Source organism: Streptomyces tubercidicus (assembly GCF_027497495.1).
Lineage (GTDB): Bacteria > Actinomycetota > Actinomycetes > Streptomycetales > Streptomycetaceae > Streptomyces > Streptomyces tubercidicus.
This window is the reverse complement of record NZ_CP114205.1, coordinates 7,078,307-7,100,179: the sequence shown is the minus strand read 5'-3', so window position 1 is coordinate 7,100,179 and position 21,873 is coordinate 7,078,307. Positions and strand designations below refer to the sequence as shown.

24 protein-coding genes are annotated in these 21,873 nt (G+C 71.0%); 12 read left to right on the top strand and 12 right to left on the bottom strand.

What is annotated here, in order from left to right; all coding sequences use genetic code 11:
- Positions 1 to 843: 843 nt before the first annotated feature.
- Positions 844 to 1,659 carry a S1 family peptidase gene (locus STRTU_RS31095; protein WP_159748323.1) on the bottom strand — a complete coding sequence of 272 codons (816 nt, stop codon included), beginning with the start codon at positions 1,657 to 1,659 and terminating at the stop codon, positions 844 to 846.
- Between the two features lie 441 nt (positions 1,660 to 2,100).
- On the opposite strand from STRTU_RS31095, the gene STRTU_RS31090 reads away from it, so the two are divergent.
- The 7 genes from STRTU_RS31090 (at position 2,101) to STRTU_RS31060 (ending at position 8,330) form a co-directional block, all read left to right on the top strand.
- Entirely contained in the window at positions 2,101 to 2,244 is a 144-nt protein-coding gene (locus STRTU_RS31090) for a hypothetical protein (protein ID WP_159748321.1), read from the top strand.
- 164 nt (positions 2,245 to 2,408) lie between these two features.
- The gene (locus STRTU_RS31085; protein ID WP_159748319.1) at positions 2,409 to 3,821 is read left to right on the top strand and encodes an erythromycin esterase family protein; all 1,413 of its coding nucleotides are present in this window, start codon (positions 2,409 to 2,411) and stop codon (positions 3,819 to 3,821) included.
- Positions 3,822 to 4,098: 277 nt separating this feature from the next.
- On the top strand, positions 4,099 to 4,941 hold the full coding sequence (locus STRTU_RS31080; protein ID WP_159748317.1) for a hypothetical protein: 843 nt from the start codon (positions 4,099 to 4,101) through the stop codon (positions 4,939 to 4,941).
- Positions 4,942 to 5,039: 98 nt separating this feature from the next.
- On the top strand, positions 5,040 to 5,438 hold the full coding sequence (locus STRTU_RS31075) for a DUF7144 family membrane protein (protein WP_159748315.1): 399 nt from the start codon (positions 5,040 to 5,042) through the stop codon (positions 5,436 to 5,438).
- A gap of 19 nt (positions 5,439 to 5,457) precedes the next feature.
- Complete coding sequence (locus tag STRTU_RS31070; RefSeq protein WP_159748313.1) at positions 5,458 to 6,852, top strand: DUF2252 domain-containing protein; 1,395 nt, start codon at positions 5,458 to 5,460, stop codon at positions 6,850 to 6,852.
- 142 nt (positions 6,853 to 6,994) lie between these two features.
- Positions 6,995 to 7,969, top strand: coding sequence for a non-homologous end joining protein Ku (gene ku / locus STRTU_RS31065; RefSeq protein ID WP_159749764.1), 975 nt, complete (start codon positions 6,995 to 6,997; stop codon positions 7,967 to 7,969).
- Positions 7,970 to 8,102: 133 nt separating this feature from the next.
- On the top strand, positions 8,103 to 8,330 hold the full coding sequence (locus STRTU_RS31060; RefSeq protein ID WP_159749762.1) for a DUF6458 family protein: 228 nt from the start codon (positions 8,103 to 8,105) through the stop codon (positions 8,328 to 8,330).
- A gap of 45 nt (positions 8,331 to 8,375) precedes the next feature.
- On the opposite strand, the gene STRTU_RS31055 is transcribed toward STRTU_RS31060, so the two are convergent.
- Positions 8,376 to 9,872: an alpha/beta hydrolase gene (locus STRTU_RS31055; protein WP_246241541.1), complete on the bottom strand. Its 1,497-nt coding sequence runs from the start codon at positions 9,870 to 9,872 to the stop codon at positions 8,376 to 8,378.
- Positions 9,873 to 10,254: 382 nt separating this feature from the next.
- Here STRTU_RS31055 and STRTU_RS31050 point away from each other — a divergent pair, with 382 nt between their 5' ends.
- The 4 genes from STRTU_RS31050 to STRTU_RS31035 all read left to right on the top strand — a co-directional run bounded on the left by STRTU_RS31050 (position 10,255) and on the right by STRTU_RS31035 (position 13,142).
- Complete coding sequence (locus STRTU_RS31050; protein WP_159748309.1) at positions 10,255 to 11,082, top strand: histone protein; 828 nt, start codon at positions 10,255 to 10,257, stop codon at positions 11,080 to 11,082.
- Between the two features lie 6 nt (positions 11,083 to 11,088).
- Entirely contained in the window at positions 11,089 to 11,214 is a 126-nt protein-coding gene (locus STRTU_RS31045; RefSeq protein ID WP_269777410.1) for a hypothetical protein, read from the top strand.
- Entirely contained in the window at positions 11,211 to 12,074 is an 864-nt protein-coding gene (locus tag STRTU_RS31040) for a Rieske (2Fe-2S) protein (protein ID WP_159748307.1), read from the top strand. The genes STRTU_RS31045 and STRTU_RS31040 overlap by 4 nt, the downstream gene beginning before the upstream one ends.
- Positions 12,075 to 12,173: 99 nt before the next feature.
- Positions 12,174 to 13,142, top strand: a complete 969-nt coding sequence (locus STRTU_RS31035) for an SDR family NAD(P)-dependent oxidoreductase (RefSeq protein WP_159748305.1) — start codon at positions 12,174 to 12,176, stop codon at positions 13,140 to 13,142.
- Between the two features lie 84 nt (positions 13,143 to 13,226).
- Here STRTU_RS31035 and STRTU_RS31030 read toward each other — a convergent pair whose 3' ends face one another.
- The 9 genes from STRTU_RS31030 to STRTU_RS36225 all read right to left on the bottom strand — a co-directional run bounded on the left by STRTU_RS31030 (position 13,227) and on the right by STRTU_RS36225 (position 17,463).
- Positions 13,227 to 13,400, bottom strand: a complete 174-nt coding sequence (locus STRTU_RS31030) for a CsbD family protein (protein ID WP_159748303.1) — start codon at positions 13,398 to 13,400, stop codon at positions 13,227 to 13,229.
- Between the two features lie 11 nt (positions 13,401 to 13,411).
- A complete protein-coding gene (locus tag STRTU_RS31025; RefSeq protein ID WP_159748301.1) occupies positions 13,412 to 13,825 on the bottom strand; it encodes a gas vesicle protein K in 414 nt (137 codons plus the stop codon).
- Positions 13,815 to 14,066 (bottom strand): gas vesicle protein, encoded by a 252-nt coding sequence (locus STRTU_RS31020; RefSeq protein ID WP_159748299.1) that lies wholly within the window; start codon positions 14,064 to 14,066, stop codon positions 13,815 to 13,817. The genes STRTU_RS31025 and STRTU_RS31020 overlap by 11 nt, the downstream gene beginning before the upstream one ends.
- Complete coding sequence (locus STRTU_RS31015; protein ID WP_159748297.1) at positions 14,063 to 14,878, bottom strand: GvpL/GvpF family gas vesicle protein; 816 nt, start codon at positions 14,876 to 14,878, stop codon at positions 14,063 to 14,065. The genes STRTU_RS31020 and STRTU_RS31015 overlap by 4 nt, the downstream gene beginning before the upstream one ends.
- Positions 14,875 to 15,432 (bottom strand): gas vesicle protein, encoded by a 558-nt coding sequence (locus STRTU_RS31010; RefSeq protein ID WP_371873693.1) that lies wholly within the window; start codon positions 15,430 to 15,432, stop codon positions 14,875 to 14,877. The genes STRTU_RS31015 and STRTU_RS31010 overlap by 4 nt, the downstream gene beginning before the upstream one ends.
- 75 nt (positions 15,433 to 15,507) lie before the next feature.
- Positions 15,508 to 15,759, bottom strand: a complete 252-nt coding sequence (locus tag STRTU_RS31005; protein WP_159748295.1) for a gas vesicle protein GvpG — start codon at positions 15,757 to 15,759, stop codon at positions 15,508 to 15,510.
- 13 nt (positions 15,760 to 15,772) lie between these two features.
- Positions 15,773 to 16,486 (bottom strand): GvpL/GvpF family gas vesicle protein, encoded by a 714-nt coding sequence (locus tag STRTU_RS31000; protein ID WP_159748293.1) that lies wholly within the window; start codon positions 16,484 to 16,486, stop codon positions 15,773 to 15,775.
- Between the two features lie 3 nt (positions 16,487 to 16,489).
- Positions 16,490 to 16,942: a gas vesicle structural protein GvpA gene (locus tag STRTU_RS30995; RefSeq protein WP_159748291.1), complete on the bottom strand. Its 453-nt coding sequence runs from the start codon at positions 16,940 to 16,942 to the stop codon at positions 16,490 to 16,492.
- Between the two features lie 86 nt (positions 16,943 to 17,028).
- On the bottom strand, positions 17,029 to 17,463 hold the full coding sequence (locus STRTU_RS36225) for a gas vesicle protein GvpO (RefSeq protein WP_159748289.1): 435 nt from the start codon (positions 17,461 to 17,463) through the stop codon (positions 17,029 to 17,031).
- Between the two features lie 340 nt (positions 17,464 to 17,803).
- Between STRTU_RS36225 and STRTU_RS30985 the strand changes: the two genes are divergently transcribed.
- The gene (locus tag STRTU_RS30985) at positions 17,804 to 19,939 is read left to right on the top strand and encodes a SpoIIE family protein phosphatase (protein ID WP_159748287.1); all 2,136 of its coding nucleotides are present in this window, start codon (positions 17,804 to 17,806) and stop codon (positions 19,937 to 19,939) included.
- A 163-nt stretch (positions 19,940 to 20,102) separates the two neighbouring features.
- On the opposite strand, the gene STRTU_RS30980 is transcribed toward STRTU_RS30985, so the two are convergent.
- Positions 20,103 to 21,737 (bottom strand): phytoene desaturase family protein, encoded by a 1,635-nt coding sequence (locus tag STRTU_RS30980; RefSeq protein WP_159748285.1) that lies wholly within the window; start codon positions 21,735 to 21,737, stop codon positions 20,103 to 20,105.
- Between the last annotated feature and the right edge of the window lie 136 nt (positions 21,738 to 21,873).

Below are 21,873 nucleotides of genomic sequence, written 5' to 3'. Positions count from 1 at the left end.
AATAAGCCGCGCGGAGCGGGCGCCGGGCGTCCGGCCGCGGAGGAGCGACGTGTGAGGAGCTCATGACGGTGCGACAGCAGCCACAACCGCCGGGCATCACCCATCCGGACCCGGTCCCGCCCACTCCGGGTCCGGGCCCCGGGCCGCCAGGACCCACGCCTGGCCCGGGGCCCGGCCCGGTCCCCGCACCGGGCCCCGATCCGGTACCCCCGTCGCCCCCACGCCCCGAGCCGGACCCGGTCCCGCCCCATCCGGCACCGCCGACCCCCGGCCCGGAGCCCGGCCCCGCCCCGGACCCACTCCCGGCCCCGGGCACCGCAGGGTGAGCCGATCCAGGCATTCGTGCGCTCAACGACTCACCGGACGGTCTTGCGCTGCGACTCGTCCACAGTGCTACCGGGGAACGCGCCCTGTACGAGATGTTCGACTTGCGCCTGGTCGAGGGCACGTACGAGTCGGGCGCGCACGGGGAAGGTGTGCACGGGGAAGGTGTGCTGGAGCAGATCATCGTGGAGCACCTTTGAAGTCAGCCATGGAACATGTCCGCACGGCCCTGACCCTGCATGGCCACTCCGGTGGCATTACCGAGCTGCCCAGCCCGGCGCCCACCACGGCTGCCGCTGCCGAGCAGCTGGCCTGCCCGGTCGGAGCCATCGCGGGCCCGCCGCTGCCGCCCGGTCCGCGCAGGTCTCGTGTCGGCCGTGCAGCTGGACGATCAGTGGCCGCGGCGCGGTGCCGAGATCCTTCGGGTAGTGCAGGGTCGCGGCGATCTCAACCGGTTCCACGGATCCGGCGTGGCCGGGTTCTCGTCTCCCTCGCACACAACACCCCGCGGCCGCGGGGTCAGGCGTTGCGCTTGATGGTTTTGCGGATCCAGTCCGTGTAGGCGGGCACGTTGGTGTAGAGGCCCGGTCCGGCCGAGCACGCGAGCCCCGGGGCGCCGGGGCCGGAGGTGGCTCCGATGAGTTCCCACCGCCCGTGGGTGTCTTTCTGGAGTTGCGGGCCACCGGAGTCGCCGAAGCACGCCATGGCCTGGGGCACGCGGCTGGTCGTGCACAACCGGGTCCGGTCCGCGTAGCCGGGGGCGCACTCGGCGTCGGCGCCCCTGCGCGTGTTGAGCTGCTGCAACCGCTCGGCGAACTTCAGCTCGGTGTCGACGGTGGTGCCGAATCCCAGGATCCGGGTCAGGGTGCCGGGCCGCCCGGCCCGATCCGCGATACGGATGGGCTTTTCGGTGACCGGGCGGTCGAGGCGGACCAGCGCGATGTCGTCATCGTTGGCGGCCTTCTCGTCGCCGTTCACATAGCCGGGGTGGATGACGGTCCGCTCGATGGTGCGGACGGTTCCCCCGGACTTCCGGTGCGTGCTGCCGATCCGGACGGTGCCATCCAGTTCAAGGCCGTCGCCCTGCACGCAGTGGGCTGCCGTCAGCACCCACTGCGGGTCGATCAGCGACGCCCCGCACGTACCGTCGTACAGCCCCTGGTCCGGGGCCGACTCCGGGATCGTCGCCATGAACGGGTAACGCTCGGTGGAATCAGTCCCGTTGACGATCGCTCCCGCACTGCCGGTCATCAAGGTGGCGCACGTCGCGACGGCGAGAGCGCCGACGGCAGTGGTGCGCGCCGCGCGGCGGCGCACCGACTTCACACTGGACACAGAGAGTTCCTTCCCTCGGAAAACCGGACGTGTTCAGCCTGTTTGTTCAAGATCCACCGGGCCATCCGGGCAGCAGGCCCGAACACGGTCGGGGCAGCGGGTCCGTGGGCGGTAGGGGTAACCCCCCATCCCCATCCTCGTTTTCCCCGTCTCCCGTCCCCGTTCCCTGTCCCCAATGCGGTGCATCTCGCTGGGTCTCGCCAGTGGCCCGAGGGACGCACGGACGAGTGGGAGCTTCTACGTCCGTCCCTACGGGGCTCTGGCAGACGCACAAGCGCTCTGCTGCCGGGTCTACCGGCCGCGCTCCTCGCCGGCGGGCCACTCACCCACCTCAAGCGGCTGGACCGGCACCATCACTACGTCAGCGAGCCGCTGGAGGTAGCTGAGCCGCTGCTGCCGCGCCTCCACGAGATCCTGGAGGACACAGACGTGGAGGCGGACGTGGAAGCAGACGTGGAGGCGGACGTGGAAGCAGACGTGGACGCAGACGTGGACGCAGACGCGGAGGTCGAACTGGACCCGGGCAACACCCCTGCCGTGGACGGGGACGAGAAGGTGATCGGCTTCCTCGCCGTCGGTGAATGACCATGCTGAGGGCGCAAACCGGCGGGAGCGGGGGTTAACCCCCGGCCGGGCAGCCGGGGTAAACCCCAGAGCAATTCGGTGGGACACCCCAGCGCGGTCCACGCCACAGCACACGAAGATCACTCCATCGGCTCGCGGAGCCACCGCAGCAAGGAGTGATCACAATGCACGGGTACAGGACGACCACCGGCCGACGAGGGCTGCTCGCACTCACGGCAGTGCTCGCCACCACGGGACTGGCCGCCACGGTGACTTCCGCGGCACCGGCCGCACAGGCAGCCGCGACCGCACCCGATACGTCCGCTGCATCGGCCGCACCCGCCGGCTCCGCCGCGGCGGACCGGGAAACGGCGGCTGTCGTACGGTCCCTGGAACGGGCCGCGCACCCGCTGCGTTCCACGGAGCCCGGCGGCCGGACCGCAGACCTGCGGGCGCTGAGCGCCATGGTCGGGGACGCCAAGGTGGTGGGGCTGGGCGAGGCCACGCACGGTTCGCACGAGTTCTTCGCCATGAAGGAACGCGTCTTCCGCCACCTTGTCGAGGAGCGCGGCTTCACCACCTTCGCCCTGGAGATGAGCTGGTCGGCAGGGGTCAGGATCGACGAGTACCTCCAGGGCGGCGACGGCGACCCGCGAAGGATCGCGAAGGAGACACTGGCCGGATCCCCCTGGGACCGCGAGGAGTTCATCAGCCTCATCGGCTGGATGCGCGAGCACAACCGCCGCCACCCCGACCACCGGGTCCACTTCATGGGGGACGACCTCGGGGCGCCTCAGCTCGGCGACCACATTTTCGAGCGTGTGCTGTCGTCCGTCGGCAAGACCCGGCCCACAGCACTGCCCCGGCTCACCGAGCTGTACGCCGGGCTGCGCCCCTTCGACGACATCTTCACCTACCTGCGCCAACCGCTCGCGGAACGCAAGGACAACGCCGCACGCGCCCAGAAGGCACTCGGCCTCGTCACCGAGCACCAGAAGGCCGGCGGCAACGACTACGCCTGGACGGTGCAGCACGCCCGCAACATCGCGCAGACCTTCGCCTTCGCCGCCATCGACCTCGCCGACCCGGCCTCGGTCACCGCCGCCGAGCGCCTGCGTGACCAGGCCATGGCCGACAACGTCCTGTGGTGGCAGCAACACACCGGCCACAAAATGCTGCTGTCGGCCCACAACGGCCACATCGGATACCTCTCCACCCACCCCGACATGTACCCACGCACCCAGGGCACCGTGCTGCGCGACCACCTGGGCCGCGACTACGCCGCGATCGGCTTCACCTTCGCCGGCGGCTCCTTCCTCACCAAGAACACCTCCCTCGACGGGGACTGGAAGCCGGTCACCGTCCCGGCGGCGCGCCCCGGCATGCACGAACACACCCTCGACCAGGTCCGATACCGGGACTTCTACCTCGACCTGCGGACCGCACCCGCCGCGGCCCGCACCTGGCTCAACCACCCCCGGCCGGTCTACGACGCCGGCTCAACCTTCACCCCCAACCCCCCGCCCACCCTCGCCCTCGGCCGCGCCTACGACGTCCTCATCCACCTCCACCACGTCCGCACAGCCGACAAAACCTGAACCCCACCCGCACCCGCACCCGCACCCGCACCCGTACTCAGCAACAGGGAGTGGGCAGGGGAGCGCTCTGGGCGGCGGGGCGAGCACGACGACCTCTGGCGATTTGGGCTCTGAAGAGCCCTCGAAGACCGGCCGGGCTCCATCTGTGCCCGGCACAAGCACTCCTGCGCCCCTGCCCCGGCCCGCCGGCTCGCCCGAGCCAACGCTCCGGCGCACTCCCCCACCCCACTGACAAGGCATTACCGGCAATCCCGCGATAGCTCGCTACCCTCGGCTGGTGCGGAATTCCGAGGAGTACGCCGAGCGGGCCGGGCCGTTCATCACCCGGCTGACCTGGCATCTCGAAGAGGGGGGCACCGCCGTCTGGGAGTCGCGGGCGGCCCGTAAGCGCGGGACGCTCGCCGTACGGCCGCCGGGGGCCGCCGAGAGCCGGGCGCAGCGGGCGGGCCCCGCGACGCTCGACCGGCTGCGTCGGCTCAACGGTGTGGCCGCGGGCTCCTTCACGGTCGGCGGGGCCCTCTTCGCCCTCGGTGCGGCGCTCGCGCAGTTCGGCGCGGAGCGCCCGACCACCACCAGCGCCACGATCTATTTCGTCGGCGGGGTGTTCTTCACCCTGGGCGGCTATGCCTCACTCGTTCAGGCCATCAACGCCCCACGGCGGGAGAGCACGGCCGGTGCGCTGACCACGCACCACTTCCGGTGGTGGAGCTATGAGCCGGGCCGGATCGACTGGCTCAGTACGTTCGTGCTGTTCGCGGGGACGCTGGTGTTCGGCGTCAACCTGCTGGACTCCTTTCTTCAGGGGCTCACGAGCCGGCAGCTGGACCGGCTGGTCTGGGCGCCCGACATGATCGGCTGTCTGCTGTTCCTGATCTCGGGTCATCTGGCGATCGCCGAGATCTGCCATGGCCGGCCGTGTATCCACCGGCGCAGCCTCGGGTGGTGGATCGTCGCGGTCAACCAGCTGGGATCCGTGCTCTTCATGGTGTCCGCGGTGGCCGCCTTCACCCGTCCGGAGACGGGCAGTGAGGTCAGCGTCGGGGTCGCCAACTGGGGCACTCTCACAGGAGCGCTGTGCTTCGCGGTGGCCGGTGTGCTTCAGGCATTCGAACGCCCTTGACATGCGGCTGACCGGTCCCTGTGTAAACGTGGAATGCACTGCAATGGCACCGGCGGGTCCGGTACGGACGGCCAGGTTTCTCAAGTGAGGAGTGACCCATGGCCACTCGCAAGAACTATGTGAGCGGATGGACGGCATTCGCCGCCGTCCTGATGATCTTCGGTGGTGCGATGGCCTTCCTGGAAGGCATCTCCGCCATCGCCAAGGACAATGTCTTCGTCACCACTCAGAACTACGTCTTCTCGTTCAACCTCACGGGCTGGGGCTGGATCCATCTCATCCTGGGCATCGTCATCCTGCTCGCGGGCGTCGCACTGCTCTCGACCGGGGCGATGTGGGCACGGATCCTCGGTGTGATCCTGGCCGGTCTGGGTGCGCTGGCGAACTTCCTGTGGATCCCCCACTACCCGTTCTGGGCCATCGTGCTGATCGCCATCGACATCTTCATCATCTGGGCGCTGTGCACGAACGACCATCACCACGCCGCCACCCGGTGAGCTGAGTCCCGGAACCGGCATGACCAACGGACCCACCGCTCAGGAACGCGCGGAACAGGGCAGGGCACTTCGCTCCGAAGTGCCCCGCTCCCGTCATGCGGAATTCCCTGCCACGGACGGCCGCGCCGATCCGATCGACATCATCGAGCGTCAATCCGCGCTCCGGGTACCGGAGTTGGTGCCCATCCGCTACGGGCGGATGCTGGAGTCACCGTTCCGCTTCTACCGTGGCGCGGCCGCCATCATGGCGGCCGACCTGGCGACGACCCCGTCGACGGGGTTGCGGACCCAGCTGTGCGGGGACGCCCATCTCCTGAACTTCCGGCTGCTGGCCTCGCCCGAGCGCCATCTGATGTTCGACCTCAATGACTTCGACGAGACCCTGCCCGGTCCCTGGGAGTGGGACGTCAAACGGCTGGCGGCCAGCTTCGTCATCGCGGGCCGCGGCAACGGTTTCAGCGAGTCGGTCCGGGCCGACATCGTCCGGGCCGCCTGCGCGTCCTACCGCGAGCGGATGCGCCAGTATGCGGACCTGCGGACCCTGGAGGTCTGGTACGCCCATGCCGATATGGCCGATGTGCAGGCCGAGGAGGAGCAGGAGCTGGGCAGCAGGGGCCGTGCGGGCCTGTCCCGGATCGTCGCGGAGGCCCGTACGCACGACACCGTGCAGGCGTTCCGCAAGCTGACCCGGAAGAGCGGTGGCCGGGTCCGGATCGCCGCCGATCCCCCGCTGATCGTGCCGCTGGACGATCTGCTGCCGGACGCCGAGCGCGATGAGCTGGAGGACCAGATCCGCGGGGTGATCCAGGGCTACGGCCACAGCCTGCGGTCGGACCACCGCCGGCTGCTGGAGCAGTACCGGGTGGTCGACGTGGCCCGCAAGGTCGTGGGCGTCGGCAGTGTGGGCACCCGCTGCTGGATCGTGCTGATGCTCGGCAAGGACCCGGAGGACCCGCTGCTGCTCCAGGCCAAGGAGGCTGACGATTCGGTACTCGCCCCGTACGCCGGCGCGAGCGCCCACACCAACCAGGGCGAACGGGTGGTGACCGGCCAGCGGCTGATGCAGGCCGCCAGTGACATTTTCCTCGGCTGGGAGCGGGCCACCGGGATCGACGGCCGCCAACGCGACTTCTACGTACGCCAGCTGCGCGACTGGAAGGGGATCATGCCCGCGGACATGATGAGGCCGGTGGGCATGCGGCGGTTCGCCGTGCGCTGCGGGGCGACGCTGGCCCGCGCGCACGCCCGGTCCGGCGACCGGATCGCGATCGCCGCCTATCTGGGGCGGGGGACGGTCTTCGACGAGGCGCTGGTGCGGTTCGCGGAGCGTTACGCGGACCAGAACGAGCGCGATCACCAAGCGCTGGTGGAGGCGGTCCGGGAGGGCCGGGTCACCGCCCAGCCGCCGGGCTGAACCGGCGCGGGAGGCGCCTGGGGCGTAACGAGGGCCTCCGAGGCCGTCGCCACCCGATCGGCCCCTCCGGTATCGCCCGGGATGTACGGTCTGTCCGCCCCGCCTACCATGGTCCCGAATGGCTCCGACGAAGGCGGCCCCCATGCGCCCCACGGCGAAGTTCTCCATCAGCTTCGGCCTGGTCACGATCCCGGTCGCCGCGTACAACGCCACGGACACCTCCGCGTCGGTCAGCTTTGTGCGGATCCATACGGCGGACGGCGGACGGGTGCGCAATCAGCCCGTGTGCTCGCTGGAGGGCGTCGAGATCACCCCCGACGAGATCGGCCGGGGCTACAAGCCCGGGGACGGCGACACGGTCGTCCCGCTGACGGACGAGGATCTGGACGCGCTGCCGCTGCCGACCGCGAAGACCCTGACGATCCTGGCCTTCGTCGCCGGCGGCGACATCGACCCGCTACAGATGGGCAAGGGCTACTACCTGGGCATCGACAGCCCCGCCGCGGCCAAGCCCTATGTGCTGCTGCGGGAGGCGATGGAGCGGCATCAGCGGGTCGGGCTCGGCAAGATCGCGCTGCACGGGCGGGAGACCCTCGCCATGATCCGCCCGATGGAGGGCGCGCTGGTCATGCAGGTGCTGCTGTGGCCGCACCAGATCCGCCCGATGGACGGGGTGCTGCCCGAGCGGCAGGCGGAGGTCGCCCGCAACGAGGTGTCCGCCGCCGAGGCCCTGATGGACTCCTTCGGCAAGCTGTCGGAGGACGATCTGCACGATCACTACCGTGAGGCGCTCGAAGAGATCGTCGCGGCGAAGCTGGCGCACCGCGAACCGGAGTTCCCGGCCGGTGAGGAGCAGCCCGCCGGGGAGGTGATGGACCTGATGGCGGCCCTCCAGGACAGCGTCCGGGCGGCCAAGAGGTCCCGCGGTGAGGACGAGGAGGACGGGGCCCGGTCCGGCCGTGGCGCGAAGAAGAGCGCGGCGAAGAAGACTGCGGCGCAGAAGAGTACGGCGAAGAAGTCCACGGCCGCGAAGAGCGCCGCTGCCAAGAAGACCACCGCCAAGAAGCCTGCCGCGGCGAAGAAGACCGCGGGCCGGGGTGGACGGCGGGCGGGCTGAGCCTCCCACGGGTCACGGGCCCCGGGCCCGACGGCGACCCGCCCCGACCGGCCGGTGGACATAAGGCGTCCGCCGCGGGGTACGCGAACCGTCAACAGGCCCTACCGTCCCTACAGTTATGGAGGCTGACGCCATGGGTATCGGCGGCTGCATCGGTCTGCTCGCGGTGGGGGCGATCCTCACCTTCGCGGTGGACTGGCACATGGCCGGAATCAACGTCGACCTGGTCGGCATCATCATGATGATCGTCGGCATCATCGGTCTCGCCACCTATGTGAGCATCCTGAAGCGGCGGCGCACCCAGCCACCGTCCCCCGGCGCCCCGGTCGTCGATGTCGAGGAAGCCCGCTACTACAAGTAGCCACCGGCCGTGCGGACTTCGGCCCGACGCGGGCCCCCGCCCCCGTCAGCCGCAGGACGTACGGGCCTTCGGCAAGACCCCGTTCAGCAGGAAGTTGTCGACATAGCGCTGTATGCAGAGATCTCCGGTGGTGTAGGCGGCGTGCCCCTCACCGTGGAAGGTCAGTACGACGCTGGAATTGTCCAGCATGCGGGCCATGTTGAACGCACCCTCGTACGGCGTCGCCGGGTCGTTACTGGTGGCGACGAGCAGCAGCGGCGGGGCATCGGGCGCCGCGACATCCCGGGAGGAGTCGTCGCCCGCTACCGGCCAGCCGTAGCAGTCCAGCAGGAGCGGGGCGATGTCCGGGCCGAACAGCGGGGAGGCCCGGTTGAGTTCGCGCTCGGCCCGGGGGTAGTCATCGGCGTCATAGCGTTCCGAGGTGTCCCGGCAGGAGATCGCCCGCAGGGCCAGCTGGTCCTGCGGCGGTAGCTCGTCCCGGCCCACCTGCGGTGCCGGGACCGTACGGGCGGCGCTGCCGCCACCGCTCTCGCTCAGGCGGAGGATCCCGGCGGCGTCGCCCCGCCGCAGCTGCACCAGCGCCTGGCGCAGCGCCGGCCAGTCGCTTCTGCTGTACAGGGCCTCACGCAAGGCATACACATAGGTGGTCTCATCCACCGTCTCCCCCTTCACCTTCATCGGCCGTTCACTCAACTGCTGGTACCACTTGCGCAGTTGCTCCTGCGCTCCGCTCTTGTCGGTGCCCAGTGGGCAGCCCGCACCCTGGAGGCAGTCGGCGGCGAAGTCGTCCAGTGCCCGCTGGAAGCCCCGGGCCTGGGCCAGTGCGGTCTGCCAGGTGTTCTTGGTCGGGTCCTCGACGCTGTCCAGGACCATTCGGCCGACCTTGTCGGGGAATTCATGGGCGTAGACCGCGCCCAGCTTGCTGCCGTAGGAGAAACCCAGGTAGTTGAGCTTGTCGTTGTGGACGGCGGCGCGCAGTACGTCCATGTCCCGGGCGACATCGGGGGTGCCGACCCAGCGCAGCAGCCCGCCGGAGTACCGGCCACAGCCCTCGTTGATGCGCTTCTCCTTCGCGGCGAGGCTGTCGTCGCCGCCCGTGGTGATTTTGCTGCCGCAGGAGATGGGTTCGGTGTGGCCGGTGCCGCGCGGATCGAAGCTGACGATGTCGTAGCGCTGCCCCAGGCGGGCGAAGGCGCTCCCGCTGTCGATCAGATAGTTGACGCCGGAAGCACCGGGCCCACCGGGGTTGATCACCAGTGAGCCGAGGTGCTTACCGGGCCCGGTCGCCTTCAGCCGGATCAGCTGGACCTGCATGGTGCTCCCGGTGGGGTTGGCGTAGTCCCGCGGCACCTCCATCCGGGCACACTCCAGCCGCTCGCGGAAGCCGGGCGGCTGGGTGGCCCCGTCGCTCTGCGCGCCGTTCTGCAGGTCCTCGCCACAGGGCTCCCAGGACAGCGTCTGCTGGTAGAACGGCGTCAGCTTCGGGTCATCGACGGCCACCGCGGCCGGAGTTCCCAGGAAAGCACAGAACAGCGCCACCACCGCCGCGATGACCGACAGCCGCCGCGATGCCCTGCGCCGGCGAACACACCGCGCTCCCCCTACTCCCACACGAGACGGTGCACGGTGTGTTCCCGGCATATTCCGAGCCTAGGGCCGTTGCACAGCTCCCGCACACCTGCCGTGGACCGCCGCCTGGGCATATCCGCCGCGCTCGCGGCCACCGACGGTCACGACGTCATGACCCGGCCACCCAGCGGGACCGGGCCCTTTCACAGCGTGGCCCCGTCGGCTTTCTCTGCCCGCTCAAGATGCGGCGGTCACGACTCCGATCACTCTGGAGATAGGGAAGAACGATGCCGCCGGGTGGCGGGCCCCGCACCGACGCCTATCGACTGCACGGCCGGGAAAAGGTGACGCACCCATGAACAACGGAACCAAGGTCCTGCTGGCCGCCGCCTTGGCCGGCGGCTATGTGCTGGGCCGCACGAAGAAGGGCCGGTTCGCGCTCACGGTGGCGTCCTATGTCGCCGGGCGTCAAATCGGGCTCGAACCACGCCAGCTCGTGGCCCAGGGAATACGCAAACTCAGCGAGATGCCGCAGGTCGCAGAGCTGCGTGACCAGCTGCGCGGCGAAGTGCTGGAGGCCGGCAAGCAGGCCCTGACGACCACCGCCAACCGCCGTCTGGAGACGCTGGCCGACACCCTCCACGACCGCACCGTGTCGCTCGGACTCGGTCCGGAAGAGGAAGAAGAAGGGGAGGAAGAAGAGGGGGAATCCGAGTACGACGAGGAGGAAGAGCCGGCGGAGGAAGAGGAGGAGGAGCCCGAGGAGGAAGAGGAGCCCGAGAAGGAGCCCGAGGAGCGGCCCCGTCGGCGTACGCCACGAGCCGATGCGCAAAAGAAGCAGGGTGGGCAGCGGCCGCCCGCCAAGAAGACCGCGGCAAAGAAGACGGCGGCGAAGAAGACCGCAGTGCAGAAGACAGCCAAGAAGGCACCCGCCAAGAAGGCTGCCCCGGCCAAGAAGACAGCAGCGAAGAAAACCGCCGCGAAGAAGACCGCGGGAAAGACGGCCGCGGAAAAGACGGCCGCAGGAAAGACGACCTCGGCCAAGAAGACGGCGGGCAAGTCCGCCGCCAAGAAGGCTCCTGCGAAGAAGGCTCCTGCCAAGAAGACCGCCGCACAGAAGAAGGCAGCTCCCGCGAAGAAGGCTGCCAAAAAGACCGCATCGCGTGTCGAGCGCCGGAGGTAACCGTTCATGGCAAAGACGGGACAGCACCGCAAGTCCGGTGACCAATACGCCGAGGCCGGGCCCGAGGACGAGGACACAGACGCCGAATGGGATGAGGGAGAAGAGGCAGAGGAAGGCGAGGAGGAGGAATGAGTACCGCACTCGTCAAATCCCTTGACGCACTGGGCCGTTGGGAGCAGCTGGATGCCGTGACCGGGGCGGTGCAGCGGGTGGTGCGCGGCCTGCCTCTGGGGCGCTTCCGCGATGTGCTGCACGGTCTGCCGATCGGCCATCCGCTGCATCCGGCGCTGGTGCAGGTGCCGATGGGCGCATGGGCCTCGGCCGCGGTGCTGGACACCGTCCCGGGTACCGGGCGCAGCGCCCGCCTCCTGGTGGGGGTCGGCGTCCTGTCGGCCGTGCCCGCCGCGTGGGCCGGCTGGGTGGACTGGGCCGAGCAGCACGAGGACCAGATGCGGACCGGTCTGGTGCATGCGGTGTCGATGGCCCTGGCCATCGGCCTGTACGCGCGCTCCTGGGTGCATCGTGGCCGCGGCGGCACCGTGCGCGGCAAGCTGCTGGGCTTCGCCGGCCTGTCCGTGGCCGGTGCGGGCGGCATGCTCGGCGGGCACCTCGCCTTCCGGCAGGGCGCGGGCCCCAACAAGACGGAGCCGGTGCCCCGTTTGCTGGAGGAGGGCTGGCACCCCGTGGGCCGGGTGGAGGACTTCCCGGTCGGTGAGGCCGTACGCCGGGAGCTCGGTGAGGTGCCGCTGCTGGTGGTCCGTCAGGTGGGTGGCGAGATCCATGTGCTGGCCGGGCGGTGCAGCCATCAGTCCGGGCCGCTGACGGACGGCACCCTCGCCGACGGCTGTGTGACCTGCCCCTGGCACGGCAGCGTCTTCCGGCTGGCGGACGGTGCGAATATCGCCGGCCCGGCGACCGCTCCGCAGCCTTCCTTCCGGGTGAGGGTGGAGGGCGATGGCTCCGTTTACGTGCGGTTGCCGGGCGCGGGCTGAACCGTCCGCGGGCTGACGTTCGCGGACTGACATTCGCGGGCTCGCGCAGGGGCGCCGCGCCCCGTCCGTGCCGATCCGCGCCCAGAGGAAGGGCTCATCATGCGTCTGCTTCCGGCCGCTCCTCCGATCAAAGGGCTCACCGCCGTCGTCACCGGCGGCTCGCGGGGGCTCGGGCTGCTCATGGCCCGCCAGTTGCTGCGGCGCGGCTGTGATGTCGTGCTGCTGGCCAGGGACGAGGCCGAACTCGGCCGGGCCGTCGGGAAGCTGCGTCAGTGGGGCGGCGGGACGGTGCGTGCCGTGGTGTGTGATGTGCGGGACCGCGCCGCGGTGCGGGACTGCCTCGCGGAGATCGCCAGGGAACACAACGGGCTGGATATCGCGATCGCCAACGCGGGCATCATCCAGGTCGGGCCCGCCGACGCGCTGGGCTCGGACGGTTTCGAGGAGGCGATGGACTCCGTCTTCAACGGGGCCCTGAACACCGCGCTCGCCGCCCTCCCCCACCTGCGGAAGAGCCCGGCCGGCGGGCGGCTGGCCCTGGTCGGGTCCGTCGGCGGCCTGTTGGCGGTGCCGCATCTGCTGCCGTACTCCTGCGCCAAGTCCGCGGTGGCGTCGCTGGCCGAGGGGCTGCATGCGGAGGAGGCCCCGTACGGCGTCACGGTGACCGCGGTCCACCCGGGCCTGATGCGCACCGGGTCGCATGTGCACGCCCGCTTCGGCGGGGACCGGCGCCGGGAGTACGCCTGGTTCTCGGCGCTGGCCGGGGCGCCGGTGCTGTCCATGAACGCCGAGCGGGCGGCGGAGCGCATCGTGACCGCGCTCCAGCGGCGGCGGCCCCGTATCGTGCTGACGCCTGCGGCCAGGCTCGGCGCCACGGCGCACGGGCTGGCCCCGGTGACCACCACCCGGCTGGTGTCGGCGGTCGCCCGGGTGCTGCCCCGCAACGGCGCGCGCGGCACCGTCGACGGCTCAACGGTCGCCGCCGGGGAACGGCCACCGGCCCGGCTGCTGCGCGGAGTTCTCGGCGCCCTCAACGAACGGGCGGCCAACCGCTTCAACCAGCGGTGACGACCCGTGCGTTGATCGCCGCGACCGCGGAGCGCAGCGCGAGGCTCGCGGCGACGGCGGGGCCGGGGGTGGAGCCGAGGGTGGTCAGTGCTTGAAGCTTTCCCGGCCCTTTTCCACCGCCTGCTTCATTTTCCCCATGGCCTGTTCGGCCCTGCCCCGCCTTTGCAGGCTCTTGTTTCCGAGGGCCCTCCCGGTCCTTTCCTTGGCCTTTCCCTCGACGATATGGCCGATGTTCCTGGTCTTTTTCGCGATGTTCATGGCGTGCTCCTTCAGGGTTCTTCGGCGGGTGGCAGCAAGGTCCCGAGCGGCCCGAGATCCAAATTGAGGTCTTGCATCGTCAGTTCATAGCGGGCGCAGAGTTCCACCATGCGGTCGTGCAGAATCATCAGCGTCGCCCCCAGCCGTTCCTCCTGTTCCTCGGTGAGGTCTCCGGCGTCGACCCGTTGCAGCGCCTGGCGTTCCATGAGCTGGCGCAGCAGCTCGACCAGCGTGAGGACGAGCTTGATCAGGTCCCGCTCCACGGTGTCGGGGTCGGCGCTGATCCGGTGCGCCGGATGCCGGGCCGCCTGGCCGCCCGGGGGCGGGATGTCCTGCGGTGCGGCGGGCAGCAGACGGAAGGCCCGGTCGGCCGCGTCGGCGACATCGTCGAAGCGGTTGCCGGGCCGGCGGTCGTCAGCCGTCATGGTCGTCCCGTACCGGGGAGGTGAGGGCGGACCACGGGGAGGGGTTCTTTTCGCTGATGGAGACGATCAGCGCGCGCAGTGAGATGCGGACGAGGTCGATATCGGCGATGGACAGCACGACATCGCCGGTCAGGACGACGCCGCCGCTGAGCAGCCGGTCCAGCAGATCGATCAGCGCGATCTGCCGGTCCGGCAGCGGTTCGACCGTCGTCGCCGGGGGCGGCCCGGCCGCCGGCCTCATGGCGCGGCTCCCGTCACCGGTTCGGTCTCCGGCGGCGTGGCGAAGGAGTACGGGGCCCATGGCCCGGTGACCTCCACCCGCACCCCGGACAGTCCCTCGGCGGCCCGGCTGACGTCGGCGCGGAAGCTCTCGGCGTGCCGCAGCGGTACGAGATAGGCGTCGTTGACGACGTTCTCCCCCGGCCCGCGGGCGAGTTCGCCCTGCTGCACCCGGTGCTGGACCCGGTCGACCGCATGGCCGCGGGCGGCGGTCTCGACGCGCCGGGCGACCTCTTCGGCATCGCGGTAGGCGTCCTCCCGGGCGTGCCGCTGTGCCTTGCGGTGGCTGAGGTAGGCCCGTCCGGGGCTGAGATCCGCGTCCGCGGGCGGCGCGGCCGGCCGGTCGGTGGGCGCGGGCGACTCGACGTAGATCTTGACGCCCCACTCCGTGTGCGCGGCGAGCACGGCCAGCCGCTCGGCGAACGCCGCCTTGCGGGTGTCGAGCATCTCGCGCACCCGCTCGTCGTCGAGGTACACCGTCGCCAGCCGGAGCGGCAGGACGGTGGTGCGGGCGGCCAGCGCCTCGATCACCCGGTGATGGGCGCGGGCCACCGACTCCAGCCACTCCAGATCCTCCAAGTTCGCGCGCAGCGCGGCTTCCTGGAAGTCCTGTTCGGGGACCGGGCTCACGGCGACCACCACCTCGCCGCGGTCCCCGGCGCGTACCAGGTGCACCGGTGCCTCCGCGACCCCCGGCAGTCCGGACAGCGCCCCCGCGAGCGATCCGTCGGTGTCCCGCGCGATCGCGTACGCATAGCTGATGACCTCGGTCATGATTCGTCCCGCTTCTTCTTGGGACGCGAGCCGGGCTGGTTGCCACGGGAGCCGGGCCGGTCCCGTTTGGCGCGGGTACCACGGGTGGAGCGGCGGGCGGCAGGACGGCGCTCGCCCACTTCGGGTTCGGCTTCGTCCTCCGCTTCCTCCTCGTACTCGTAGTCGTCCTCGGCCTCGTCTTCGTCCTCGTCTTCGTCCTCGGCCACCGGCAGTTCGTCGGCTTCGCGCATGGCCCTGATCTCGGCGCGCAGCCGCTTGTTCTCGTCGGCGAGCGAGCGGTAGCCGTCGGAGGCGTGGGAGGAGAGCGAGGGGTCGTGCTCCCACCAGTCGATGCCCATCTCCTTCGCCTTGTCCACCGAGGCGACCAGCAACCGCAGTTTGATGGTGAGCAGTTCGATGTCCAGCAGGTTGATCTGGATGTCACCGGCGATCACGATGCCCTTGTCCAGGACCCGCTCCAAGATGTCGGCAAGGTTGGCCGACGAGCCCTGCCCGCCAGGCGGGCCGGCCCGGGACGGATAGTCGCCCATCCTCCTGGCGACGGGTTCGCTCACGGCCGCTGCACCTCGATTTCCGGCGTTGCGACGGGAGCGCGGGGCGGCGCTCCCGTTCCGCGGCGGCCACCGCGGTCAGATGTCGGTGCCCTGGGCATGCGCCCTGATCTCGTCGAGCCGGTCCAGCAGTTCGTCCTCGCGCCGGTCGAAGACCTCCTCGGAGATCTCTCCCGCCAGCAGCGCGCGTTCCAGCTCGGCGAGTTCCCGCTCGACGGGTTCGGGGTCGTAGTACTCCTGCTCCGCGGCATCGAGGGTGCGTTGCATGACCCAGGCCACGCCGCGCACCGGTGCCAGCGGAAGGGTGGCGAGTTGGCTCAACAGGCCCATAGGGGCTCACTCCCTAGACGAAACTGTAGGCGGGCAGCGGTCCGAGCAGCCGGAGGTCGAAGTCCTCCCCCAGCTCCTTGGCGAGATCCCGCTGCGCACCGAGGAAGCTCTTCTCGTTGTCCTGTTCCACCAGGAAGGACACGCTCAGGAAGTCGTTGCCGGTCGGCGCCGAGATGCTCTCCTCCCGCGCGAATCCGCGCAGCGCGTCGAGGACTCCGGCAGCCAGCTGCTCCTGCCGTGCCTGCACTTCCTGGGAGACCAGTTCACCGAGGGCGAGCGGAAGTTCGGGGGAGGCGTTGCCGCTGCGGATCTGCTCGTTGAGCTCGCGTGCCTGATCCGACTCGGTGAGGATCTGCCGCAGCAGCGCGTCCTCGTCCTCGGCGGCCTTCAGGTGGTATTCGGCGCAGTCCGCCAACGCCTCCAGCCGCTCGGTGAATTCGTCCTCCCGCTCCTTCAGGACGGCCCGTACGGCCTCGTCGTCCGTGGTCGTGAAGCCGAACTGCAAGGGCAGGACCGTGCCGCCGGCCATCAGCCGTTCCTGGACGGCCTGATGCGCGGCGAGGTCACGGCGCTTGGGCCGCAGCTCCTCCGGGGCGTCGCTGACGACGGCGGAAAGGCGCTTGCTCTGCACCGTGCGGAGCTCGGACGGTGGGTTCCCCACCCCGTCGAGGCCCGCCAGGTCCTGCGGATGGCTGGCCGCGAGAATGGAGTAGACGTAGACCGACATCCCTCACTCCTTTCGGCGCCGGGCCGGCCGGCGAGCGGGCCGCTCGCGCTGCTCGGCGGGCTCCTTGTGCCTCGACTCGTGCTCCTCGTCGTCCCCGCCGCCCTTGAGCGCGTCGGTCACCGCTTCCGCGGCCCCGGACAGCGCGCCCTTGGCCTTGCCGTGCGAGCCGCCCTCGGTCACCTCACCGACGATGTCGGTGAGCTGGGAGGGTGCCTTGCGTCCCTCTTCCAGGTCGAGGCGGTTGCATGCCTCGGCGAAGCGCAGGTAGGTGTCGACGCTGGCGACGACGATCCGGGCGTCGATCTTGAGGATTTCGATGCCCACCAACGAGACCCGCACAAAGACGTCGATGACCAGCCCGCGGTCCAGAATCAGGTCGAGGATGTCGTAGAGGCTTCCGGAGCCTCCGCCGCCACCTGTGGCAACGGTTCCTCCGCTTTGCGGCACCACACTCACGGTGCCTCCCTTCACCGGCTCGCTCCGGCCTTACGGAGTGGCCGTCTCGTTCGCCCGGCGAACGGCCCTGTGGGGCCTCCCGGGCCCTAACGACGGTCGATCTGGCCCCGGGTGTAGCGGCGGGTGCGCTCGTACGCGACCAGTTCGCCTTCCTTGTCCAGCATCACCCGGTAGGTCGCCATCACGCTGGTGGTCCCGGGGACGCGTTCCAGCTCCAGGACTTCCACGTCCGCCTGCCAGCCGTCCTCCGTCGGCTGCACCGCGGAGACGGACTCGGGGGCCCGCCCCAGCAGCTCCTTGAGCTGCTCCGCCGCGTACCGCATGGCGCGTGGCGCCGAAACCCGGCGGCCCGCGCGCGGCGGTTCGTCCTGCGGTTCGGTGTCGCTCTCACGGCGTCCGGCCTGGACGCTGCCGGCTCGTTCGGCGGTCTTTTTGACGGTTTTCTTCGTGGTCTTCTTGGCGGTCTTCTTACTGGACGGACGCCGGACTTGTTCGGTCTCGTCCTGTTCGCCTGCGGCCATGTTTCACTCCGAAATCGGAGGCGACATGCTGCCCGCGCCACTACAAAGAGGCGCCATTTCATGATACGCGGCCTGAGCTGAGCGCATCTTGGGGCCGAAAGTCCTGGTCCGCGGGCACCGGTCGGGTCCGGCCCGGTCCGGCCCGCTCCGGCCCGGCAGCGAGTGCCGCGGCCCGGTGGGCGGCGTAACGTCAGCACTGTCCCGGGAGAGCCGTCGAAACGGTCTCGGGAGAGATATCAGCACGGTCCCGGGAGAGACGTCAGCTCGGTCTCGGCACGGGAGAGTCCGGCGGGCCGGAGTGGGTCCCGATGGCACAACGACAGCTGTGTGCAGGTGCGCGATGACCGGCGGGGCCGGGCCCGGCCCGGTGGGCGACCCGGTGGGCCGGGCGCTGCTGTGCGCGATGCGGGAGACCGGGGCGTCCGTCGGCGGGGTCTATGTGCTGGCGGCCGACGTGCCGGTCCTGCAGCTGACCGTCATGAGCGGGGTACCGGCGCCGTTCCTGGCGCCCTGGGACCGCGTCGCGCTGGCAGCGCCCATCCCGGTCGCCGTCGCCACCCGCGAGCAGCGTCTGGTGTGGGTGGGCGGCCCGCAGCAGCTGGCCCGCGACTTTCCGCGTACGGCGGTGGCAGTGCCGTACGACTTCTCGCTGGCGGCGGCCCCGGTCGGCGGCCCGACCGGCAGCCGAGGCGCGCTGCTGCTGTTGTGGCCGGCCGGCCATGGGCACCGGCTGTCGACGGCGGAGCGCGAGGCGATGACGGCCGCGTGTGAGCGCCTGGCGGCGCTGCTGGCACAGCTCCCCCGGCCCGACGGCTCCGACCCGCCCGAGGCACCGCGGGTCCTCACGCCGCCACCGGTGCGGACGGTGGGCCCGGCCGAGGCGCAGGCGGCGGCCGACTACCTGGAGCGGCTGCCCGGCGGCTGCTGCGCCCTCGATCTGGAGGGGCGCATCACCCTGGTCACGAAGGGCGCGGTGGAGCTGCTCGGTGAGCAGGCCGGCCGGCTGATCGGCGCGCGCCCCTGGGAAGTTCTGACATGGCTGCGTGACCCGGCCTTCGAGGACCGCTACCGCGCCGCGGTGATCAGCCGCCGCCCGGCCTCGTTCACCGCCAGCCGGCCGCCGCACCACTGGCTCACCTTCCGGCTGTTCCCGGACGGCCGGGGCCTGAGCGTGTGGATCACCCCGTCGGACAAGGACTACGGCCCGGTGGCGCCCGAACCCGCGCTCGGGGAGGTCATGCCCGTGCGGGCCGGCCAGATCTACCACGTGCTGCATCTCGCGGCCGCCCTCACCGAGGCCGTGGGGACGCAGGATGTGGTCGCTCTCGTCGCCGACCAGATCGTGCCGGCGTTCGGCGCCCAGGGCATGCTCATGTACGTGGCGGAGGCGGGCCGGCTGCGCACCATCGGGCACCGCGGATACCCCGCCGAGGCGGTCGCCGCCTTCGAAGGGGTCGCCCTCAGCGCCGCCAACAGCCCCGCCGTCCACGCCCTCGGCACCGGGGAGCCCAGCTTCTTCAGCTCCCCCGAGGAGATCGAACGCGACTACCCCGGACTGCCGCGGCTGACCGGCAAGGCGGCGCGGGCCGTACTGCCGCTGATCGTGTCCGGCCGCCCGGTCGGCTGCTGCATCCTGTCGTACACCCGCCCGCGCACCTTCAGCCTGGAGGAACGCCAGGTGCTGACCTCACTGGCCGGGCTGATCGCCCAGGCGCTGGACCGGGCCCGGCTGTACGACGCCAAGCAGCAGCTGGCGCACGATCTGCAGGCGGGCCTGTTGCCGCACGGGCTGCCCCCGGTACCGGGGTTCGCCGTCGCCGCCCGCTACCTGCCGTCGACCCATGGGATGGACATCGGCGGCGATTTCTACGATCTGATCCGCCTCGACGAGGACAGCGTCGCCGCCGTCATCGGTGACGTCCAGGGCCACAACGCGGCCGCCGCCGCCCTCATGGGGCAGGTACGCACCGCCGTCCGCGCCTACGCCACCGCCGGGGCCGCGCCGGACGAGGTGCTGGCCCGTACGAACCGGCTGCTGACGGATCTGGACCCGGGCCTGTTCACCAGCTGTCTGTACGTCCAGATCGACCTGCGTACCCGCCGGGCGCGGCTGGCCGGCGCCGGCCATCCACCGCCGCTGCTCCGCCACCCTGACCGGCACACCACGGTGCTGCACGTCCCCCCGGGGCTGCTGCTGGGCATCGAGCCCGGCGCCCGGTACTCCACCACGGAGATCACCCTGCCGCGGCAGTCCGTCCTGGCGCTCTACACCGACGGCCTGATCGAGACACCGGGCGTCGATCCGGACCGCTCGGTAGCCGACCTCGCCGCACGCCTCAACGACGCCCCGCCACTGAGCCCGGACCGCCTCGCCGACGCCCTCCTGGAGAACCGGCACGGGGACCCCGACCGGCGGGACGATGTGGCACTCATGCTGCTGGCGGCGCTGCCGGGCGGGCCGGTTACGCAGGGGTGAGGTGGCTGGTCGTCACTTCGGCTCGCCTGCCTGAGAGTTCTACTGTCGCCTGAGCTTCCCGTCGCTTCAGCTCGCCTGTCACCTGAACTCGAAGTCGCTTCGACTCACTGCCGCCTCAGCTCTATGTCGCGTCAGTTCTATGTCGCGTCAGCTGCCCGTGGCTTCACCTCTCCCTCTCCCGCCGGGATGTGTGTCCGGCGCCGTGGTGGAGTGCGCGCTGTGCCCGGCTGAGGGCGCGGCCCGGGGCGCGGGTGCGGAGCGCCGCGCGGGCCGCGTTGGCGCCGGGGGCGCCGTGCACCCCGCCGCCCGGATGGGCTCCGGCGGAGGCCAAGTAGAGGCCCGCTATGGGGGTTTCCGGGCGGGCCTGGCCCGGCAGCGGACGGAACACCAGCTGCTGGTGGAGGGCGGCCGTGCCGCCGTTGAGGGCACCCCCGTGCAAGTTGGCGTCCATCGCCTCGAACGCGGGCGGGGCGAGAATTCGGCGCGCCTTGATCCGGGACCGGAAGCCCGGCGCGAAGCGCTCGACCTGCTCCTCCAGCCGGTCCGCCATCGCCGCCTGCTCCCCCTGGCCCCAGGCTCCGCCGATCCCGTCCTCGCCCGCGTCCCCCCGGATGCGGTGGGGTACGTGGGTGTAGGCCCAGGCCGCCTCGGTACCGGGCGGGGAGCGGGTGGCGTCCGCCGTGGTCATCTGGCCGAACAGGGCGAACGGCCGGTCGGGCACCTGCCCGGCGGCGATCTGGGCGGTGAAGCGGGTGAGTTCGTCCATTCCGTCGGCCAGGTGCACGGTGCCCGCGGTGGCGGCCTCCTCGGCGGTCCACGGCACCGGGCCGCCAAGCGCCCAGTCCACCTTGAAGGTGGCGAAGTCCCATTGGAAGCGCCGCAGGTCCGCCGTCAGCCGGCCGGGGAGATGCCGGGCATCGACCAGTCGGCCGTACAGCGCGGGCACGGACACATCCGCCACTACGGCGCGGCGGCCCGGCACGGTCTCACCGATCGCGGTGCGCACCGCCACCGCGCGCCCGGAGCGTATGACGATCTCGTCCACCCGCTCCCCGCAACGCAGCACCCCGCCCCGGCGCTGCAGCCGCCGCACCAGGGCCGTGGTGAGCGACTGGGCACCACCGGCCGGGACCGGAAACCCGTAGCGCTGGCCGAGCATCGACATCAGCCAGCCGAAACCGCCGCTGCCCGCGGCCTCGGGGGCGAGGTCGGCATGCAACGCATTGCCCGCCAGCAGCAGCCGTCCTGCCTCACCCCGGAACTCCTCCTCGCCCAGGCGCCGTACGGGCAGCAGCATCATCCGCGCCAGGCGCAGCCCACCGGCGCCGCGGACCCGGGCGGCGAGCCGGGTCAGGGCCCGCAGCGGCGGGAAGGGCGTGAACAGCGCGCCGATGAGCTCGCCGCCGACCCGGTCCCAGGTCTCACACAACCCCTGCCAGGCCGCGCCGTCACCGGTGCCGAAGGTCTCCAGCCCGGCGGCCGTGTCGGCGGTGGCGCGCCGCAGCAGCGCACAGCGGCCATCGGTCAGCGGATGAGCCAGCACCTGGGGCGCATGACTCCAGACCAGCCCCTCTTCATACAGGTCCAGGGCGCCGAGGACCGGGGAGGCGGCGGCCAACGGATAGAACGAACTGCACAGATCGTTGACGAAGTCAGGGTGCACCGCACGGTCGCTCCGAACCGCCCCGCCCGGCTCCTCCTGCTCCTCCAGCACCTCCACCGTCCACCCGGCGTCGGCCAGCAGATTCGCCGCGACAAGTCCATTGGGCCCGGCACCGATCACCACTGCGTCCGGCATCGCTGCCTCCTGTTCACCTGCGGGGTGGCGCACCGGGCAGGGCCGCCGGTGCGCCGCCGGGCGGGACGGGGGTCTGGGGGCCTGGAGGCTCGGCGGTCGGTCCGGCGCCAGTCGGCCGGTCAGTCGGGGGGCCAGC

Excerpts from the sequence above, each read along its gene's own strand:
- STRTU_RS31040 (WP_159748307.1), top strand. The coding sequence starts at position 11,211 with ATGAGTACCGCACTCGTCAAATCCCTTGACGCACTGGGCCGTTGGGAG.
- STRTU_RS31070 (WP_159748313.1), top strand. The coding sequence starts at position 5,458 with ATGACCAACGGACCCACCGCTCAGGAACGCGCGGAACAGGGCAGGGCA.
- STRTU_RS31060 (WP_159749762.1), top strand. The coding sequence starts at position 8,103 with ATGGGTATCGGCGGCTGCATCGGTCTGCTCGCGGTGGGGGCGATCCTC.
- STRTU_RS30980 (WP_159748285.1), bottom strand. The coding sequence starts at position 21,737 with ATGCCGGACGCAGTGGTGATCGGTGCCGGGCCCAATGGACTTGTCGCG.
- STRTU_RS31030 (WP_159748303.1), bottom strand. The coding sequence starts at position 13,400 with ATGAACATCGCGAAAAAGACCAGGAACATCGGCCATATCGTCGAGGGA.
- STRTU_RS31045 (WP_269777410.1), top strand. The coding sequence starts at position 11,089 with ATGGCAAAGACGGGACAGCACCGCAAGTCCGGTGACCAATACGCCGAG.
- STRTU_RS31025 (WP_159748301.1), bottom strand. The coding sequence starts at position 13,825 with ATGACGGCTGACGACCGCCGGCCCGGCAACCGCTTCGACGATGTCGCC.
- STRTU_RS36225 (WP_159748289.1), bottom strand. The coding sequence starts at position 17,463 with ATGGCCGCAGGCGAACAGGACGAGACCGAACAAGTCCGGCGTCCGTCC.
- STRTU_RS31020 (WP_159748299.1), bottom strand. The coding sequence starts at position 14,066 with ATGAGGCCGGCGGCCGGGCCGCCCCCGGCGACGACGGTCGAACCGCTG.
- STRTU_RS31000 (WP_159748293.1), bottom strand. The coding sequence starts at position 16,486 with ATGTCGGTCTACGTCTACTCCATTCTCGCGGCCAGCCATCCGCAGGAC.
- STRTU_RS31015 (WP_159748297.1), bottom strand. The coding sequence starts at position 14,878 with ATGACCGAGGTCATCAGCTATGCGTACGCGATCGCGCGGGACACCGAC.
- STRTU_RS31035 (WP_159748305.1), top strand. The coding sequence starts at position 12,174 with ATGCGTCTGCTTCCGGCCGCTCCTCCGATCAAAGGGCTCACCGCCGTC.
- STRTU_RS31085 (WP_159748319.1), top strand. The coding sequence starts at position 2,409 with ATGCACGGGTACAGGACGACCACCGGCCGACGAGGGCTGCTCGCACTC.
- ku (WP_159749764.1), top strand. The coding sequence starts at position 6,995 with ATGCGCCCCACGGCGAAGTTCTCCATCAGCTTCGGCCTGGTCACGATC.
- STRTU_RS31050 (WP_159748309.1), top strand. The coding sequence starts at position 10,255 with ATGAACAACGGAACCAAGGTCCTGCTGGCCGCCGCCTTGGCCGGCGGC.
- STRTU_RS30985 (WP_159748287.1), top strand. The coding sequence starts at position 17,804 with ATGACCGGCGGGGCCGGGCCCGGCCCGGTGGGCGACCCGGTGGGCCGG.
- STRTU_RS31075 (WP_159748315.1), top strand. The coding sequence starts at position 5,040 with ATGGCCACTCGCAAGAACTATGTGAGCGGATGGACGGCATTCGCCGCC.
- STRTU_RS31005 (WP_159748295.1), bottom strand. The coding sequence starts at position 15,759 with ATGGGCCTGTTGAGCCAACTCGCCACCCTTCCGCTGGCACCGGTGCGC.